The 18,813-nt window shown below is 67.8% G+C and carries 15 protein-coding genes; 9 read left to right on the top strand and 6 right to left on the bottom strand.

Annotated features, from left to right (window positions below; genetic code table 11):
* Positions 1-6: 6 nt before the first annotated feature.
* A complete protein-coding gene (ssb, locus tag DEF76_RS00915; protein ID WP_114910719.1) occupies positions 7-483 on the bottom strand; it encodes a single-stranded DNA-binding protein in 477 nt (158 codons plus the stop codon).
* 176 nt (positions 484-659) lie between these two features.
* On the opposite strand from ssb, the gene uvrA reads away from it, so the two are divergent.
* Positions 660-3,545 carry an excinuclease ABC subunit UvrA gene (uvrA, locus tag DEF76_RS00910; RefSeq protein ID WP_114910718.1) on the top strand — a complete coding sequence of 962 codons (2,886 nt, stop codon included), beginning with the start codon at positions 660-662 and terminating at the stop codon, positions 3,543-3,545.
* Position 3,546: 1 nt separating this feature from the next.
* Entirely contained in the window at positions 3,547-4,974 is a 1,428-nt protein-coding gene (locus DEF76_RS00905) for a dihydrolipoyl dehydrogenase family protein (RefSeq protein WP_114913574.1), read from the top strand.
* A gap of 54 nt (positions 4,975-5,028) precedes the next feature.
* Here DEF76_RS00905 and cydC read toward each other — a convergent pair whose 3' ends face one another.
* From cydC to DEF76_RS00880, 5 genes are all read right to left on the bottom strand, one after another.
* Positions 5,029-6,693, bottom strand: coding sequence for a thiol reductant ABC exporter subunit CydC (gene cydC, locus DEF76_RS00900; RefSeq protein WP_114910717.1), 1,665 nt, complete (start codon positions 6,691-6,693; stop codon positions 5,029-5,031).
* Positions 6,690-8,354, bottom strand: coding sequence for a thiol reductant ABC exporter subunit CydD (gene cydD, locus DEF76_RS00895; protein ID WP_114910716.1), 1,665 nt, complete (start codon positions 8,352-8,354; stop codon positions 6,690-6,692). Before cydD ends, cydC begins: the two co-directional genes overlap by 4 nt.
* A gap of 125 nt (positions 8,355-8,479) precedes the next feature.
* On the bottom strand, positions 8,480-9,115 hold the full coding sequence (gene parA / locus DEF76_RS00890) for a ParA family partition ATPase (protein WP_114910715.1): 636 nt from the start codon (positions 9,113-9,115) through the stop codon (positions 8,480-8,482).
* Positions 9,116-9,303: 188 nt separating this feature from the next.
* On the bottom strand, positions 9,304-9,705 hold the full coding sequence (gene gloA, locus DEF76_RS00885) for a lactoylglutathione lyase (RefSeq protein WP_114910714.1): 402 nt from the start codon (positions 9,703-9,705) through the stop codon (positions 9,304-9,306).
* Between the two features lie 21 nt (positions 9,706-9,726).
* Positions 9,727-10,587 carry an LpxI family protein gene (locus DEF76_RS00880; protein ID WP_114910713.1) on the bottom strand — a complete coding sequence of 287 codons (861 nt, stop codon included), beginning with the start codon at positions 10,585-10,587 and terminating at the stop codon, positions 9,727-9,729.
* Positions 10,588-10,811: 224 nt separating this feature from the next.
* Here DEF76_RS00880 and DEF76_RS00875 point away from each other — a divergent pair, with 224 nt between their 5' ends.
* From DEF76_RS00875 to modA, 7 genes are all read left to right on the top strand, one after another.
* Positions 10,812-12,005 carry an acetate/propionate family kinase gene (locus tag DEF76_RS00875; protein ID WP_114910712.1) on the top strand — a complete coding sequence of 398 codons (1,194 nt, stop codon included), beginning with the start codon at positions 10,812-10,814 and terminating at the stop codon, positions 12,003-12,005.
* 119 nt (positions 12,006-12,124) lie between these two features.
* Complete coding sequence (locus DEF76_RS00870) at positions 12,125-12,817, top strand: CBS domain-containing protein (RefSeq protein WP_114910711.1); 693 nt, start codon at positions 12,125-12,127, stop codon at positions 12,815-12,817.
* Positions 12,818-12,856: 39 nt separating this feature from the next.
* The gene (locus tag DEF76_RS00865) at positions 12,857-13,969 is read left to right on the top strand and encodes an efflux RND transporter periplasmic adaptor subunit (protein WP_114910710.1); all 1,113 of its coding nucleotides are present in this window, start codon (positions 12,857-12,859) and stop codon (positions 13,967-13,969) included.
* Positions 13,959-15,692, top strand: a complete 1,734-nt coding sequence (locus DEF76_RS00860) for an ATP-binding cassette domain-containing protein (protein ID WP_114910709.1) — start codon at positions 13,959-13,961, stop codon at positions 15,690-15,692. Before DEF76_RS00865 ends, DEF76_RS00860 begins: the two co-directional genes overlap by 11 nt.
* Positions 15,689-16,801, top strand: a complete 1,113-nt coding sequence (locus tag DEF76_RS00855; RefSeq protein ID WP_114910708.1) for an ABC transporter permease — start codon at positions 15,689-15,691, stop codon at positions 16,799-16,801. The genes DEF76_RS00860 and DEF76_RS00855 overlap by 4 nt, the downstream gene beginning before the upstream one ends.
* Position 16,802: 1 nt before the next feature.
* On the top strand, positions 16,803-17,912 hold the full coding sequence (locus DEF76_RS00850) for an ABC transporter permease (RefSeq protein WP_114910707.1): 1,110 nt from the start codon (positions 16,803-16,805) through the stop codon (positions 17,910-17,912).
* A 90-nt stretch (positions 17,913-18,002) separates the two neighbouring features.
* Complete coding sequence (gene modA / locus DEF76_RS00845) at positions 18,003-18,812, top strand: molybdate ABC transporter substrate-binding protein (protein ID WP_205216064.1); 810 nt, start codon at positions 18,003-18,005, stop codon at positions 18,810-18,812.
* The last annotated feature ends 1 nt before the right edge of the window (position 18,813 follow it).

Here is an 18,813-nt window from a genome sequence, read left to right as displayed (position 1 = left end):
TCGGGATCAGAACGGAATCTCGTCGTCGAGGTCGCCGGCCGGCGGCTCCCAGGCGGTCGCCGGGCGGCCGCCCGTGCTCGCCTTCTCCGCCCGCGGCGCCGGCGCGCCTCGCGCCTCGCCGCCCTCGGCGGCGCGGCCATCGAGCATGGTGAGTTCGCCGCGGAAACGGGTCAGCACCACTTCGGTGGTGTATTTTTCCTGGCCGCTCTGGTCGGTCCATTTGCGGGTCTGCAACGCGCCCTCGACATAGACCTTGCTCCCTTTGCGCAGATAGCGCTCGGCGACATCGGCGAGGCGTTCGTTGAAAATCACCACCCGGTGCCACTCGGTGCGCTCCTTGCGCTCGCCGGAGGCGCGATCGTTCCAGGTCTCGCTGGTCGCGAGCGTGAAATTGACGATCTTCGTGCCGTCCTGCGTGTTCCGCACTTCCGGATCGCGGCCGAGATTGCCGATCAAAATCACCTTGTTCACACTGCCAGCCATCGCGGCGGTTCACTCCTTGGGGGCAAGCTCGTCGCGGACAAGCTCGCGGTCAACGTCGATCGCGCACTCTAGCCCGCCCGGCGCGCCTTTCCAAGCGCGCCCCTTTTCAAGGGTGGTGGGGGCTGCCATATCCGGCATTCAGCCTCCGCCCACAACACCCTCCCGGACCCTGCCGCATGCCTGGCTCCATCATCGTGCGTGGCGCGCGCGAGCATAATCTCCGCGATATCGACGTCGCCATCCCGCGCGACAGCCTGACCGTGATCACCGGGCTTTCGGGGTCGGGGAAATCCTCGCTCGCCTTCGATACCATCTACGCCGAGGGCCAGCGCCGCTATGTCGAGAGTCTCTCGTCCTATGCGCGGCAATTCCTCGAACTCGCCGGCAAACCCGATGTCGACAGCATCGAGGGGCTGTCGCCGGCGATCTCGATCGAGCAGAAAACCACCAGCCACAACCCGCGCTCGACGGTGGGCACGGTCACCGAAATCCACGACTATATGCGTCTCCTCTGGGCCCGCGCCGGCACGCCCTATTCGCCGGCGACCGGGCTCCCGATCGAGGCGCAGACGGTGAGCCAGATGGTCGATCGGGTGCTCGCGCTGGCCGAGGGCACGCGGCTCCTCCTGCTCGCCCCGGTGATCCGCGACCGCAAGGGCGAATACCGCAAGGAACTCGCCGAGTTGCAGCGCCGCGGCTTCACCCGCGTCAAGGTCGATGGCAAGATTTACGAGATCGACGCCGTGCCGGCGCTGAACCGCAAGCTCAAACACACGCTCGAGGCGGTGGTCGACCGCATCGTCGTCCGCCCCGACATCGCGACCCGCTTGGCCGATAGTTTCGAGACCGCGCTCGGCCTCTCGGACGGCATCGTCTATGCCGAGAACGCGGCGAGCGGCGAGCGGACGGTGTTTTCCAGCCGCTTCGCCTGCCCGGTGAGCGGCTTCACGATCGAGGAGATCGAGCCCCGTCTGTTCAGCTTCAACAGCCCGCATGGCGCCTGTCCGGCCTGTGACGGGCTCGGGGTGGAAGGCTTCTTCGACCCCGCCCTCGTCGTCCCTGACGAGCGTGTCTCTCTCGCGGAGGGCGCCGTCGCCCCCTGGGCCCGCGCCGACACCCCCTATTACGCCCAGACCCTGCAAAGCCTCGCCCGCCATTTCAAGGCGAGCCCGCGCACGCCCTGGTGCGATCTGCCGGCCGCGCTCCGCGAGGTGATCCTGTTCGGCAGCGGCACGACGCCGATCGCGATCGACTATAAGGACGGCGTGCGCGCCTACACCGTGACCAAGCCGTTCGAGGGCGTGATCCGCAATCTCGAACGGCGCCTGCGCGAGACCGACAGCGTCTGGGTGCGCGAGGAGTTATCGCGCTATCGGGCGGAAAAACCCTGCGCCGCGTGCCATGGCGCGCGCCTCAAGCCCGAGGCGCTGGCGGTGAAAATCGCCGGCAAGACCATCGCCGAGGCCTCCGACCTTTCGATCCGCGCCGCCCATGACTGGTTCGCCGGCGTCGCCGAGCAGCTTTCGCCGCAGAAACGCGCCATCGCCGAGCGGATTTTGCGCGAAATCGGCGAACGATTGCGCTTTCTCGTCGATGTCGGGCTCGATTATCTGACGCTCGCGCGCGGCTCGGCGAGCCTCTCGGGCGGCGAGAGCCAGCGCATCCGGCTCGCCAGCCAGATCGGCGCCGGGCTCACCGGCGTGCTCTACGTGCTCGACGAGCCCTCGATCGGCCTCCATCAGCGCGACAATGCCCGGCTGCTCGCGACGTTGCGGCGGCTGCAAAAGCTTGGCAACACCGTCCTCGTCGTCGAGCATGACGAGGATGCGATCCGCAGCGCCGACCATCTCATCGACATGGGCCCCGGCGCGGGGACCGAGGGCGGGCGGGTGGTTGCGCAGGGCACGCCGGCCGAGGTCGCGGCCCACCCCGAAAGCCTCACCGGCGCCTATCTCTCCGGCCGCGCCCGCATCGCGGTGCCGGCAAAGCGGCGGCCGATCGCGCGCGGCAAACAGCTCAAAATCATCGGCGCCCGCGGCAATAACCTGAAAGCGATCGACGCCGCCATCCCGCTCGGCGTCTTCACCTGCATCACCGGCGTCTCCGGCGGCGGCAAATCGACGCTGATCATCGACACGCTTTATAAGGCGGCAGCGCGGCGGCTGATGGGCGCGGCCGAGGTGCCGGCGCCGCATGAGCGCATCGAGGGGCTCGAATATCTCGACAAGATCATCGATATCGACCAGTCGCCGATCGGGCGCACGCCGCGCTCCAACCCCGCGACCTATACCGATCTCTTCGCGCCGATCCGCGACTGGTTCGCCGAACTGCCCGAGGCGCGGGCCCGCGGCTACAAGCCCGGCCGTTTCAGCTTCAACGTCAAGGGCGGCCGCTGCGAGGCCTGCCAGGGCGACGGCGTGATCAAGATCGAGATGCATTTCCTCCCCGACGTCTTCGTCACCTGCGATGTCTGCAAGGGCAAGCGCTACAACCGCGAGACGCTGGAGGTGAAATTCCGCGACCGCTCGATCGCCGAGGTGCTGGAGATGACGGTGGACGAGGCGTTCCCGTTCTTCTCGGCGCAAACCCGCATCCGCGACCGGCTCGCTATCCTGCGCGAGGTCGGGCTCGGCTATATCAAGCTCGGCCAGCCGGCGACAACGCTTTCCGGCGGCGAGGCGCAGCGCATCAAGCTCGCCAAGGAACTCGCCCGCCGCGCCACCGGCCGCACGCTTTATATTCTCGACGAGCCCACCACCGGCCTTCATTTCGAGGATGTGAGGAAGCTCCTCGGCGTGCTCCATGCCCTGGTCGATCAGGGCAATACCGTGGTGGTGATCGAGCATAATCTCGAAGTGATCAAAACCGCCGACTGGCTCCTCGATCTCGGCCCCGAAGGCGGCGAGGGCGGCGGGCGGATCGTCGCCGAGGGCACGCCGGAAGCGATCGCGGCCAATGCGGCAAGCCATACCGGCCGGTTTCTCGCCCCGCTTCTCGCCCCCGTGGCCGCGCCACCGGTCGCGCCGCCGGCGCGGGCGCGGCCTCTACGCAAACGCGCCTGAGATGGCGGCGAACCCGCACGCGCCGCGGCGGCCGCGCCGGTTCGATCGCAATCTCATCGTCATCGGCGCCGGCGCCGGCGGCCTCGTCGCCGCCTATCTCAGCGCCGCGCTGCGCGCCCGTGTCACCCTGATCGAACGCGGACGGATGGGCGGGGATTGCCTCAATTCCGGCTGCGTCCCCTCGAAAGCGCTGATCCACGCCGCCGCCGCCGGGCTCGATTTCGCCGCGGCCAAGGCCCGGATCGAGGCCGCCATCACCGCCATCGCGCCGCACGATTCGATCGCGCGCTACGAGAGCCTCGGCGTCGATGTCCGAGTGGGTGAGGCGCGGCTGCTCGACCCCTGGCGCGTTGCGATCGGGGGGGAAATCCTGACCACCCGCGCGATCGTCATCGCCGCCGGCGCCGCACCGGTGATCCCGCCGCTTCCCGGCCTCGCCGAAGCGCCCTTCGTCACCTCCGAAACACTTTGGGATCTCGCCGATCTGCCGCGCCGCCTCGTCATCCTCGGCGGCGGCCCGATCGGCTGCGAGCTGGCGCAGGCCTTCGCCCGCCTCGGCACCGCGGTCACCCTCGTCGAACAGGCGCCAAGCCTTCTGAGCCGCGAGGATGACGAGGTCTCGGCCCTGCTCGCCAAAGCCATGGCGCGCCAGGGGATCACGCTGCTCACCGGCCATCGTGCGCTGGCGGTGACGCGCGAGGGCGGCGGCTTCGCGCTCCGCATCGAGGGCGGAGGGGGGCCACGCGAGATCGTTTTCGACCGCCTGCTGCTCGCGATCGGGCGCAAACCGCGGGTTGACGGCTATGGGCTGGAGGAGATCGGCGTTCGCCTGACGGCACGCGGCACGGTCGCGACCAATCCCTGGCTGCAAACCAATTATCCGCACATCCTCGCCTGCGGCGATGTCGCCGGGCCGTGGCAATTCACCCATATGGCCGGCCATCAAGGCGGCATCGCGGCGCTGAACGGCCTCTTCGGCTGGCTCTGGCGGCTTCGGCCAGAAACGCGCGCGGTGCCCGCCGTCACCTTCACCAGCCCCGAGATCGCCCGCGTCGGCCTCAATGAGCGCGAGGCGCGGGAGAAGGGGATCGGCTATGAGGTGACACGCTACGATCTCGCCGAACTCGACCGCGCCCTGATCGAGGGCGAGAGCGAGGGGTTCGTGAAAATCCTGACCCCGCCCGGGCGCGACCGGCTGCTCGGCGTGACCATCGTCGGCCACGGCGCCGGCGAAATGCTGGCGCCGGCGACGCTGGCGCTGCGGCATCGGCTCGGCCTCCGGAAAATCCTCGCGACCATCCAGCCCTACCCGACGCGGAGCGAGGCGCTGCGCGCCGCCGCCGGACTCTGGCGGCAAAACCACGCCTCCCCCCGCGCGCTGGCCTGGCTCGCGCGGCTGCACGCGTGGCGACGCGGGGGTGAGGGGTGAGAAAAAACAAGAAAAATGTTCTTTTTTGAAAAAAAGAACCAAAAAACTTTAAACTCAGCCTGCGGCGGCGATTGCTTTGCCGGCGGTAAGGCGCCAGATGCGGTCGAGCCGCTCGACGCCGGTCAGGCGGTGCGTGATGAGGAGCACGCTCCGCCCCGCCGCCGCCTCGTTGAGGGTCGCAAGGAAATCCCGTTCGGTCGCGGCATCGAGCCCGGCGCAAGGCTCGTCGAGGATCAGGATCGGCGCCGGTGAAAGCAGCGCCCGGGCGAGCGCGAGGCGCCGCCCCTGGCCGCCGGAAAATCGCGCCCCGCCCTCGCCGACCCAGGTATCGAGCCGCTCCGGCAGAGCCGCGACGGCATCGGCGATACGCGCCGCCGCCAGCGCCGCCCACAGCGCCGCCTCATCGGCGTCGGGGCGGGCGAGCAGCAGATTGGCGCGAATGGTATCGTCGAAGAGATGCGTCGTCTGGCCGAGCCAAGCAATCCGGCGGCGGATCTCGGCGGCCGGCACGCTGGCATAATCGGCATCGCCGAGCAGAATCCGCCCGCTATCCGGTCGCACAACCTTGAGGGCAAGGGCGGCGAGGGTCGATTTCCCGGCGCCAGAAGGGCCGAGCAGCGCGGCATGGGCGCCTGCCGGGAGCTCGAGGCTCAGCCCATCGAACACCGGCCGACGGTCGGCCTGCCAGCGGAACGAAACCGCCTCAAAGCGCAGCGTATGATCGCGCGGCACGCGCCGCAGCGGCGGCTCCGCCATCGCCACTTTCTCCTCGGCCGCCTCCACCACCCGCGCCGCCGCCGCCGCGACCTTGCCCGCAAAAGCGCCGGCGCGAGGCAGAACGGCAATCGCCTCGAAGGCGGCGAGGGTGAGGAACAAAAGGGTCGCGCCCGCGACCCCAGCCGCCGCCCCGGCCGGCATGGCCGCGACCGCCAGCAACACCGCGAACACCGCCGCCTGCCCAACCAGCATCGCCGCCGTCCCGGCGCGGGCGAGGTCCCGCGCCGCGTCATGCTGGGCCGCGAACAACGCGCCACTCCGCGCCTCTATTTGCGCGAGCATCCTGCTCTCGGCGCCGGCAGCGCGCACCTCGCGAATACCGCTCACCGCATCGAGCACGGCAATGCGCAAACCCGCCGTCGCGAGGCCGAGACTCTGGCCAGCGGCCAGGGTGCCACGCGCCGCGCGCCACGGCAAAACGATGGCCGCGAGCAAAAACAACACCGCGAGCGCCGCCGCGAGCGGCCAACTCTCGCGTCCAGCAACGACGATCAGCGCCGGCAGCAACACCAGAATTGTCGCAAGCGGAATCAAGAAGCGAAGATAGAGCCCATCCAGCGCCTCGATATCGTTGACCAGGCGCGCCAGCACATCACCGGCGCGGCGAAAGCCGAGGCCGCCGGCGGCACGGCGGGCAAGACCGCGAAAGAACCAGACGCGGAGATCGCCCAACGCGCGGAACATCGCGTCATGGCTCACCAGACGCTCGCCATAGCGCAGAATAACGCGGCTTGCGCCCAGCGCGCGCAGCCCGCCCGCCAAGCCGGCGCCGATCCCGGCCGCGCCGATCAGGCCACCGGCGAGCCGGCCGCCGGCGCCAGCCATCAGTGCGACCCCGGCGGCGGCGGAGACGAGCGCGATGAGCCCGCCGAGCGCAAGCATCGGCCAGCGCCGCCGCCACAGCGCCATGATACGCAAAACCGGCCGGATCGCCCCTCTCATGCCGCCCCCCGCGCCGCGAAGGCGACCACCCGCCCATCGCGGAGATCGAGACGCCGGCCGCCGAATTCACGCGCTGCCGTCGCGTGGCTCGCCAGAACAACCGTCCGCCCGAGCGCCAGCCGCCGCAAGCTCGCGATCACCTCTGCCTCGGTCGCGGGGTCGAGATGCGCGGTCGGCTCGTCGAGCAGCAGCAGCGGCGCGTTCTTGAGATAGGCGCGGGCGATCGCGACGCGTTGCGCCTCGCCGCCCGAAAGGCCGAAACCGCCCTCGCCGATCTCGGTCTCGAGCCCGTGCGGCAGGTGGGCTGCGAAATCCGTGACCCGGGCGAGGCGGGCCGCCTCGCGCACCGCCTCATCGCTCGCCGAGGGGCGGGCGAAGCGGATATTCTCGGCCAGGGTTCCGGCAAAAATCATCGGTTTTTGGCCGATCCAAGCGGTCAACTCAGCGAGCGCCGAAGGCACGATGGTGGTGATATCGGCGCCGTTCAGCAAAACCCGCCCTTGGTCGGGGCGGATGAAGCCGAGCAGGATTTCGAGGATGGTCGATTTTCCCGCCCCCGACGGCCCGACCAGCACCAGGCTTTCGCCGGCGCTGATCCGAAAGCTGACATCGCTGAGCGCCGGGCCACGCGCCGGATCCCAGGTGAAAGATACGTGTGAGAACGCGACACTGACACCGCTCGCGCTGACATGGCGGATCGCCGCCGCCGGGGCTGACGGCGGTGCCTGTGGCAGGGCGGCGAGCACGCCGGCGCTGGCATGCGCCTGCATCCGGTCCTGATAGGCCGCGGCGAAGGCGCGGAGCGGGGCAAAGAATTCCGGCACCAGGAGCAGCAGAAACAGCGCCGGGAACACCGGCGCCTGCCAGAGATGCAGCGCAAACCCGACCAGGGCCGCGACCATCGCGAGATCGAGCACGCTCGAGGAAAGAAACGCGACCCTGAGCACGCGCAGCGTCCGCCGGCGCAATTCATCGGCGGCGGCTTGGAGCCGGACGGCCTCATCCTCGGCGCGGCCATAGAGCACGAGGGTTGCAATGCCGCGCACCCGGTCGAGAAACCGCGCCTGCAGCCGCGCCATCGCGAGAAACTGCCGCCGTGCCGCGCGCGCCGCGCCGATCCCGGCGAACGCCATGCCGGCCGGCACCAAAAGCCCGGCCAAGAGCAGCGCCAATGCCGCCCACGGATCGACCACCGCCGCCGCCACCAAGACCAGCGCCGGGCCAAGCACGGCAAGCCCGGCGGCCGGCAGCCAGCGGCCATAGAATCCGTCCAGCCCCTCGATGCGGTCGATCGCCGCGGTCGCGATTTCGCCCGAATGCTGGCGGCGGAGCAGCGCCGGGCCGGCTTCGAGCACACGCGCCATCACCGCGGCGCGCAGCCGGCGCCGCCCGGCGATACCGGCCCGGCTCGCCGCGACCTCGGCGACATAGGCAAGGCCAGCGCGGAGCAGGGCGAGCAAAGCGAATCCGGTAAGCGGCAGGGCGATCGCGGCCGGCCGGCCGATCAGGGCATGAGCGAGGAGGGCGGCGATCGCCGCTGACTGGCCGATGCCGCACGCAACACCCGCCAGACCGAGACCGATCAACGGCGCGACCAAGGGCCGCGCCGCCCGGCTCTCGGCTTTCAGCCAGGCAGCGTCTTGCGAGGGTTGCTTGCTCATGTGGCGACGGACAATGCGAGAGCACGCCGAAAGAAACAAGGTGGCATAGCGCTCTATCGACAGATTTTGAATGGCTTGGCTTTGATCCGGATCAAGCGTTCAGGGAAATGCGGGTGGCCCGGCGCTCATCCCAGCAGGCCCGAAATTTCCTCTGCCAGCGCCGCGAGTTCGGCGCCGGCGCGGGAATTCGGCGCCGCTTCGCTGATGCCAAGGCCGCGGGCGAAGGCATTGGCGAAGCCAGCGCGGTTGCCGAGGGCGCTGGTCAGCAGCGCAAGCCCGCGCTCAGCGATGTCGGCCGCCATCGTCTGGCGCAGGCGAGATGCGGCGCTCGCGCGATTGAACACCAGATGCACGGTGCGGCGTTCGCTCGCGGCGAGCGCCAGCGTCCCCTCCGCCGCCCAGAGATCGGGCGGGCTCGGCTGGATCGGCACCAGGACGAGATCGGCGGCACGGAGAGCGGTGCGGGCATCGGTCGCGATCTCGGGCGGGCTGTCGATCAGGATCATGTCGAAATCGCGCTTGAGCCGGTCAAGCTCGGCCCTGAGCCGCCAGCCCGAAACATCCGAGAAGCCGAGCGGCACACGCTCTCGCCCCGCCGGCAAGGCCGTGCGCAGCGCGAACCAACGGGCAAGGCTTTTCTGCGGATCGATATCGAGGAGGGCGACACGCCGCGTTGCCGCGAAGGCGACGCCGAGATGAGCGGCGAGCGTGGTCTTGCCGGCGCCACCCTTCTGTTGCGCAATCGTCAGAACCACCGCCATGTTTCACCCTCGACACCCATCGCGCGCTGCGATGACCTCAAAAAAGAACCAAAAACTTTTCTCCCGTTGGGCAGTGCCTGCGGCACTGCCCGTGCCGAGGCAGCTGCCACGCCGAGAAACCGGGACAAAAGTCTTTTTGCTTCTTTTTCTTCAGAAAAAGAAGACCTTTCTTCTGGCGGATAACTTCGTTAGCGTCCCTCGATCAGCTCGATCTTGTAGCCGTCCGGGTCTTCGATGAAGGCGATGATGGTGGTGCCGAATTTCACCGGCCCTGGCTCGCGGGTGATTTTCACGCCGGCGGCCCGCAGTTCGGCGCACGTCGCCGCGACATCGGCGACGCCGACCGCGAGATGGCCGAAGCCGGTGCCGAGGTCGTAGCCATCATCCTGGCCCCAATTATAGGTGAGTTCGAGCACGGTATGGCTCGCCTCGTCGCCATAGCCGACGAAAACCAGGGTGTATTTGCCGTCCGGCACCTCGCGCCGGCGCAATTCCTTCATGCCCATCAAACGGGTGTAGAAATCGACGCTCTTTTCGAGGTTTTTCACCCGCAGCATGGTGTGCAGATAGCGCCTGGTGGATTCGGTCATGATGGCTCCTTTGCGAAAAAATCATTCGATCAGCACTTCGCTTTGCGCCGCCTCGGGGTCGAGGCTGAGCAGGAACAGGCCGGCGGCATCGGCCGCCGTGATCATCGCGGCACGGGCGGTGATCATCGTGCCATGCGCCTCGAAGGCGATGCCGCGAAGGCCGGCTTCGGCGGCGCGGCGCACCGTCTCCGGCCCGATGGTGGGCAGATCGGCGCGGCGATCCTGCCCTGGTTTGACCAGCTTGACCAGCACCCCGCCCGGCCCCGGCCGCGCCAGCGCCCGGCATCGCGCGAGCATCGCATCCGTGCCCTCGATCGCCTCGACCGCGAGCACGATACCCTGCTGCACCACCGCCGCCTGCCCGACGTCGACGGCGCCGAGCGCCCGCACCACCGCAACCCCGCGCGCGATGTCGCGCATCGCCGCGGCATCCGGCGCGACGGCGCCGAGAAGCCCCGGCGCCTCGACCAGCTCAGCGAGAATTTCATGCGCGCCGAGGACGCGAAACCCCTCCTCGCCGAACACCCGCACGATGGCGGCGAGCAGGCCGTCATCGCCGGTGAAGGCGGCGCGGCCGATGCGCGCCAGAATCCGCGCGCCTTCGGCATCGGGACGCAACGCCAGCAGTGACGGGCGGCGCACCGGCCCGACCAAAACGATATCGCGGCACCCATGGGCGCGGAGCAGCTCGAGAATCCGCCCGGCGGCGCCGAGCCGGGCATAGGCATGCGGATAGGGCGCCAGCATGTCGGGGTCGGCGAAGCCCTCGAAGCCGATCACGAACACCGCGCGCCCCGCCGCCACCGCCGCCGCCGCAACCCGCCCGGGGAGCGGCCCGCCGCCGGCGAGAATGCCGAGCGTCGGCGCGCCGGCCTCAGCCATGAGACTCAAAACCTTGTGTCATGCGCCGCATAGAGCAAGGAAACCGCGGTCCTGCCAAGCCTGGCAAGCGCCGCGACACGCGGATTGATCTGGCTCAAGGCGCGACGCCCGCCCCCGGCGCAGGTAGTCTCGCGTGAGGAAACCGCCCGCGAAGGATGTCGCCATGCCCCTGCCCCGACGATCCCACCGCCCCGGCCGCCGCACGCCGAGGGGGGCCGCGTGCCATGGCTGATGCGATCCTGGTCGTCAATGCCGGCTCCTCCAGCATCAAGTTCGCGCTTTACGATCTCGCCGGCGCCGGCCAGTTCACAACGATCGCCCATGGCCAAATCGAAGGCATTGGCACGGCGCCGCATCTCCTCGTGCTCGGCCCGGCGCATGAGGTCCGCGCCGAACGCTATTGGCCGGTCGGGGAGAGCCATACCCATGAGGATCTGCTCGACCCGCTGCTCACCCTGATCGAGAAGGAACTCGCCGGGGAGGCGCTCCGGGCCGTCGGCCACCGGGTCGTTCATGGCGGCGAGCGGCATTTCGGCCCGGCGCTGGTGGATGCGGCGCTGCTCGAAGCGCTGGCGAAGCTCACGCCGCTCGCGCCCTTGCATCAACCGCACAACCTCGCCGCGATCCGCGCCATCGCCGCGCTGCGTCCCGGCCTGCCGCAAGTCGCCTGCTTCGACACCGCGTTTCATCATGGCATCGCGCCGGTGGTGAGCCGGCTCGCGCTGCCCCGCAGCTTCGCCGAGGAAGGCGTGCGGCGTTACGGGTTTCATGGCTTGTCCTATGAATTCATCGCCCGTGCGCTCGCTGCCTGCGCACCAACGCTTGCCCGCGGCAAGGTGATCGCCGCCCATCTCGGCAACGGCGCCAGTCTCTGCGCGATGGACGCGGGGCAGAGCGTCGATACCACCATGGGCTTCACCGCGCTCGATGGCCTGGTGATGGGAACGCGCACCGGCAGCATCGACCCCGGCGCCGTGCTCTATCTCATGCAGCAACACCGGCTCGACGCGGCGGCGATCGAGGATCTGCTCTATCACCGCTCGGGTCTTCTCGGCGTCTCGGGCATCAGCGCCGATATGCGGACCCTGCTCGCAAGCCGCGACCCCCGCGCGCGCGAGGCGGTCGAGCTGTTCGTGTTTCGCGCAGCGCGTGAGATCGGGGCGCTCAGCGCCTCGCTCGGCGGGCTCGATGGGGTGGTTTTCACCGCCGGCATCGGCGAGCACGCGCCCGACATCCGCGCCGCCATCGCCGCCCGTCTCACCTGGCTCGGCGCCATCCTCGACCGCGACGAAAACGCCCGCCCGACCACCGGCCCGCGGCGGATCAGCGCCAAGGACAGCCGCCTCGCCCTTTGGGTTATCCCGACCGACGAGGAAGCGATGATCGCCGAACACACCCGCAGCCTGACGGCGGGCTGAGCGCCGGCACCCGGCCGCGCAAACTTGATCTCGATCAAAGAACTTGACGCAGGTCAAGGCGGAACCTGCGCGGCGGCCTATGATCGCTTCTGTTGTCAACGTCAAAACAGGAGGGATCCATGCACGCGAGCGACATCATGACCCGGACACTCGTCACCGTCGGCCCGCGCTCCACACTCAGCGAGGCGATCACCAAAATGGTCGAGGCGCGCGTCAGCGGCCTGCCGGTGATCGATCTCGAAGGCCGGCTGGTCGGGATACTGACGGAAGGCGATCTTCTCCGCCGCGCCGAGCTCAGCACCGAAAAGCAGCGCTCGAAATGGCAGCAATTCCTGCGCGGCCCGGCCCGCAACGCGGCCGAATATGTCGCAACCCACAGCCGCCACGTCGAGGACGTGATGACCAAGGATGTCGCCTCGGTTCCCGAGAATGCCGGCATCGATCAGGTTGTCGAACTCATGGAGCAGCGCGGCATCCGCCGCGTGCCGGTGATGCGCGGCGATGTCGTGGTCGGCCTCATCAGCCGTGCCGATCTCATCCGCGTCATCGGCGAAGCGCTGGGCGCCCGCACCGATGCCAAGCGCGACGATCCGGCGATCCGCGAGGCGCTGCTCGGCGAACTCAAGAAACAGAACTGGTTCGGGGCGCAGAGCGTGTCGATCATGGTTGAAAGCGGCACCGTGACCCTCGAGGGCGTGTTGTTCGACGATGCCGCCCGCGCCGCGCTCGTGGTCGCTGCCGAGAATGTGCCGGGCGTGAAAAGCGTCATCGACAAAACCACATTCGTCGAGCCCGTTCCCTTCGTCGGATAGTGCGATGATCCTGGACATGTGAGCGGAAGGGGTGCTGCGATGAGCCAGGATGTCGGCGGCGTGGTGGCGCGGGATACCACGGCGGCGAAGCCGGCGAAGGCGCGTTCGAAGCGGCGGATTTTGCTGCCGGCGGTTTTGTTGCTGCTGCTTCTCGCCACGGCGGGCGCGGCCTATTGGCGCCTTTCCCACCCGCCCGCCGCCGCGACCAGCGTTACCGTGTTCGGCACCATCGATATCCGCCAGACCCAAATCGCCTTCAACGATAGCGATCGCATCGCCCATCTTTATTTCCATGAGGGGGACCGGGTGACGCGCGGGCAGTTGCTCGGCGATCTCGATGAGGTCCGCCTCAAAGCCAATGCCGACAAAGCCGATGCCGACGTTGAGGCAGCGGACAAAACCCTGACCCGGCTGCTCGATGGCTCACGGCCGGAAGAAATCGCCGAGGCGCGCGCGGCCCTTGCCGCGGCGGTGGCGACGGAGGCGAATGCGCGGATCAATCTCGCGCGTTATAATACGCTGTCGCCGAGTGGCGCCGAGACCAAGCAAAATCGCGACAACGCCGAGCAAACTCTGAAAGTCGCAACCGCTAACCGCGAGGCCGCCGAGCAAGCGCTCGCGCTCGCGCTCGAGGGGCCGCGCTGGGAAGATATCGCGGTCGCGCGCGCGCAACTCGCCTCCGCCAAGGCCGCCGCCGCTTATGCGCACCGCCAATACGAGGATGCGAAACTGCTCGCCCCGGCCAATGGCATGATCGAGGACCGCATCCTCGAGCCCGGGGACATGGTGACGCCGCAAACCCCGGTGTATACGCTCGATCTCGACGATCCGGTTTATGCCCGCGCCTATCTCCCCGAACACGAACTCGGCAAAATCCGCACCGGCATGCGCGCCTGGATCGAAACCGACGCCTACCCTGGGGAAAAATTCCCCGCCTGGATCGGCTTTATCGCAACCACCGCCGAGTTCACGCCCAAAACCGTCGAAACCACCGATCTTCGCACCGCGCTGGTCTATCGGCTGCATGTCTATGCCTGCAATCCCGGCGGCCGGCTCAGGCTCGGCGCGCCGGTGACGGTGATCATCCCGCTCGAAGACAACGCGCCCAGCGGCCAGGCTGCAACTCCTTGCGAGAACGGCAATGGCGGATGAGGTTCTGCGCTTCCGCGACGTCGTCAAAGGGTTTCAGAGCGGGGCGCAACCTATCGTCGCCCTCGATGGTCTGTCGTTTTCGCTCGCGCGCGGGCGCATCACCGGCCTGATCGGCCCCGATGGCGCCGGCAAGACGACCTTGATGCGGCTTGCCGCGGGGCTTTTGCTGCCCGAGCGCGGCGAGGTCATCACGCTTGGGCAAGAGACGCGGCGCGGCGCGCGCGCGGTGCATGGGCGGATCGGCTACATGCCGCAGCGCTTCGGGCTCTATGAGGATCTCACGGTTCAGGAAAATCTCGATCTCTATGCCGATTTGCAGGGTCTTGCGCGAGAGGCACGCCAAACCCGCTATGACGAACTCCTTCGCCTCACCGCGCTCGGCCCGTTCGGCAAGCGCCAGGCGGGAAGATTGTCCGGCGGGATGAAGCAGAAACTCGGCCTTGCCTGCGCCTTGCTCAAGGTGCCGGAGCTGCTATTGCTCGATGAGCCGACGGTCGGCGTCGATCCGATTTCGCGGCGGGAGCTCTGGGCGATCGTCGTTACGCTTCGCGCTGCGGGCGTCAGCGTCTTGATCAGCACCGCCTATATGGACGAGGCGGAACGCTGCGACGATATTTTGCTGCTCAATCAGGGGCGTCTTCTCGCCGAAGGCACGCCGGCCGCGTTCATCGCGCCGCTCGCCGGGCGGTGTTTCGCGGGCCACGATCCGCAGCGTTCGCGCCGCGCCCTGCAACAGACGCTATACGCCGAGGAGACGGTTCTCGAAGCCAGGATCGAGACCGATTCGGTGCGGGTTCTGCTCAGCCCGGGCGTCCCCCCGCCGGCCATCGCGGGCGTCACCTGGGAGGCGAGAGACGCCGATTTCGCCGATGCCTTCTTCGAGCGTCTGGCTGCCGGCAAGACCGCGCGCCGGCCACCGATGGCGGCGAATCCCCCCCCGGCGGGCGCCGGCGAGCGCGCGGAAATCGTGCTTTCGGTGCGTGGCTTGAACCGGGTGTTCGGCAGCTTTCACGCGGTCAAAGACGTCACGTTCGCGGTGCGAAAGGGCGAGGTGTTTGGCCTGCTCGGCGCCAATGGCGCGGGCAAGAGCACGACCTTTCGCATGCTCTGCGGCTTGTTGCCGGCAAGTTCGGGCATCTTGCAGGTGGCGGGCCAGGATTTGCGCACGGCACCGGCGGAGGCGCGCCGCAATATCGGCTATGTCGCGCAAAAATTCTCGCTTTATGCCAATCTCAGCGTCGATCAAAACCTCGCTTTCTTCGCCGCCGCCTATGGCCTGCGCGGCAAGCGCAAGCGCGAACGCCTGGCTTGGGCTGAGGAAGAATTCGAACTCGCCCCTTATCGCGCGATGAATGCCGGGGATTTGCCGCTCGGCTACAAACAGCGCCTTGCGCTCGCCGTCGCCCTCCTCCATGAGCCGGCCATCCTCTTTCTCGACGAGGCGACCTCAGGCGTCGACCCGCTGGCGCGCAGCGAATTTTGGCAACGCATCAATCACTATTCCGCGGCGGGAACCACGGTTCTGGTGACGACGCATTTCATGGATGAAGCGGAATATTGTGACCATCTCATCTTGATGTCGCTCGGGGAAGTGCTGGCCGCCGGCACACCAAGCGAGGTCCGCGCCAAGGCAAAAAGCGCGAGCCTGCCGGCGCCCAGCATGGAGGAAGCCTTCATCGCCTTGATCGAGCAAAACGAAGCCAAGATCAGGCGGGCGGCATGAACGGCCGTCGGCTGCGCGGCTTGCTGCGCAAGGAGTTCATCCAGATTTTTCGTGACCCCTCGGCCCTCGGCATCGCCTTCGTCATGCCGATTTTTCTGCTGCTGCTTTTCGGCTATGGCATTTCTCTCGACTCCCAGCATGTGCCCGTCGCCGTGGTCGCCGAACATCCGAACCCACAAATCACCCCGCTGATCGCGGGGCTCGGTCATTCGCGCTATTTCGAGCCGCACCTCTTTCGCACCATCGACGCCGCAAAGAATGCCTTGCAAGCGCGCGAGGTGAAAGCAATCCTCTGGCTGCGCAATGATTTCAGCCGCAACGCGCTCGCCGGCAATGGCGAGGATGTCGGCGTCATCGTCAACGGTGTCGATGCCAATGACGCGCGGCTGATCGAATCCTATCTCTTGCAGGTCTGGCAGATCTGGCTTGCCCAGCAGCAGGCGCATCAGGCAGCGCCGGGCTTTCCCGTCGCCTCTCAGTTTCGCATCTGGTTCAATCCGGCGCTGCGCTCGCGCGATTATCTCGTCCCCGGCCTGATCGCCGTCATCATGACGTTGATCGGCGCCCTGCTCACCGCGCTCGTCGTCGCGCGCGAGTGGGAGCGCGGCACGATGGAGGCGCTGATGGCCTCGCCGGTGACGATGGCGGAGATTTTGGTCGGCAAGCTTCTCCCTTATTTCGTGCTCGGGATGGGTGGCATGGCGCTTTCGGTCGCGATGGCGCTTTGGCTTTTCGCGGTGCCGCTGCATGGCCATTTCCTGACCCTCGCGCTCGCCTCGGCGTTATTCCTGCTGGTGGCCCTCGGGATGGGGCTGTTGATCTCCTCGGTCGGAAAAAGCCAGTTCGTCTCAGGACAGATCGCGATCATCGTGACCTTCCTGCCGGCGTTCATCCTCTCCGGCTTCGTCTTTGATATCCGCTCGATGCCGACGGCGATCCAGATCATCACCCACGTCGTCGCCGCGCGCTATTTCGTCGCCATTTTGCAAAGCGTCTTTCTCGCCGGCGACGTGTGGCCGATCCTTTGGCCCAATCTGCTGGCGCTCCTCCTGATGGCGGCGATTTTCCTCGGCCTTACCCTGCGGCGCTCGCAAAAGCGGCTCGATTGAGATGTGGCAGCGGCTTTTCGCGCTCGTGATCAAGGAATTTCTCGCCCTTCTCCGCGACAAGGCGAGCCGTTTCGTGCTCATCGGCCCGCCGGTGGTGCAGCTCGTCGTCTTCGGCTATGCCGCGACCTTCGATCTCAACCATATTCCGTTCGCGGTCTTCAACGAGGATCCCGGCCTCGCCTCCCGCCAATTGCTCGCGCGTTTCGACGGCGCGCCGGTTTTTCAGCGCGTCGCAACCCTTTCGTCTGACGCGCGGATCGCGCCCCTGATCGACCGCAAGGACGTGTTGCTGGTTTTGCACATCGATCGGCAATTCAGCCGCGATATCCTCGCCGGGCGGCCGGGGCGGGTGCAGGTGATCATCGATGGCCGCAATTCCAACACCGCGGCGATCGTGCTCGGCTATGCCAACACGATTTTGCTGGATTTCGACGCCGAATGGGGCAGCACCCATCCTTGGGCGCATCTTCCGGCGCAACTCGTCATGCGCGCTTGGTACAACCCCGATCTGCTGTCGCGCTGGTTCGTCATCCCCGGCATCATCGGCTTGCTGACCCTGGTCGTGACCATGCTGGTGACAGCCCTTTCGATCGCCCGCGAGCGCGAGATGGGCACCTATGACCAATTGCTGGTGACACCGCTCCGTCCGGCCGAGGTCTTGCTCGGCAAAGCCATCCCCGGCTTCATCATCGGCAGCGGCGAGGCGACGTTCATCGCCTTGGTCGCGATCCTCTGGTTCGGCGTGCCCTTCACCGGCAGCGCGGTCGCGCTCGTGCTCGGGCTCGGCTTGTTCCTGCTGTCGGCGATCGGCATCGGGCTGATGATTTCAGCCCTCGCCGCGACCCAGCAACAAGGGCTGCTCGGCGCCTTCCTGTTCCTGGTGCCGGCCATTCTGCTCTCGGGATTTGCAACCCCGATCGCCAATATGCCGCAATTCGTGCAATATCTCACCTATCTCAACCCGATGCGCTATTTGATGGTCATTCTGCGCGGCAGCTTCCTCCAGGGCGATCGCGCCGGCGATCTCCTCGACCAATATTGGCCGCTGGCGGCGATTGGCCTTGCGACCATGGTCGCCGCCGCCTGGCTCGCGCGCAAACGGATGTATTGACCCCGCGCCTGGCACTGGCGGAGGGCGGCGGCGCGAGTTATGCTCATGCCGCTATATCGCTTGCCGCCCTTTCCCGCCGGAACCCCGCCCGTGCCCCGTCCTTGCCCGTCACGCCGAACCCTCTTGCGCGCCGCCGCCGTCGGTATCCCCGTCGGTATCCTCGGTGTCGGGCACGCGCGGGCGGCCGCGCCGCCGGCGATCGCCGCCGCCGCCGACCTCACCTACGCGCTGCCCGAAATCGCCGCCTCGTTTGCCCGCGAAAGCGGCCACGAGGTCAAGCTGGTGTTCGGCTCCTCGGGCAATTTCGCCGCCGAAATCGCCAATGGCGCGCCGTTTCAGGTGTTTCTCAGCGCCGATGAGGCGTATGTCACTTCTCTCGTTCAAAGCGGCCACGCGCGTCGCGACGGCGTGCTCTACGCGGTCGGCAGGATCGGCCTGCTCGCCGGCCCCGGCGCTGCCTTCACCGCCGATCCGGCGCTCGATGGCCTGCGCGCCGCGCTCGCGCAGGGACGTGTGCGGAAATTCGCGATCGCCAACCCCACCCATGCCCCCTATGGCCGCGCCGCGCGCGAGGCATTGCAGCATGCCGGGCTGTGGGAGGCGCTTTTCCCCCATCTCGTGCTCGGCGAGAACGTCGCCCAGGCGGCGCAATTCATCCGCGCCGGCGCCGCCGAGGGCGGCGTCATCCCGCTCTCGCTCGCCCGCGCGCCGACCTTCGCGCAGGCCGGCGCCTTCGCCCTGATCGCCGCCGATTGGCATCAGCCGCTCCGCCAGCGCATGGTGCTCCTGCCTGGCGCCGGGGCGATCGCGACGGCGTTTTACGATTTCGTGCAAAAACCGCCGGCGCGCGCCATTTTCCGCCGCTATGGGTTTCTTCTGCCCAGCGACCGGCTCGGCTGAG

It is taken from the genome of Acidibrevibacterium fodinaquatile, assembly GCF_003352165.1.
GTDB lineage: Bacteria > Pseudomonadota > Alphaproteobacteria > Acetobacterales > Acetobacteraceae > Acidibrevibacterium > Acidibrevibacterium fodinaquatile.
This window is presented reverse-complemented; position numbering and strand designations above follow the sequence as displayed.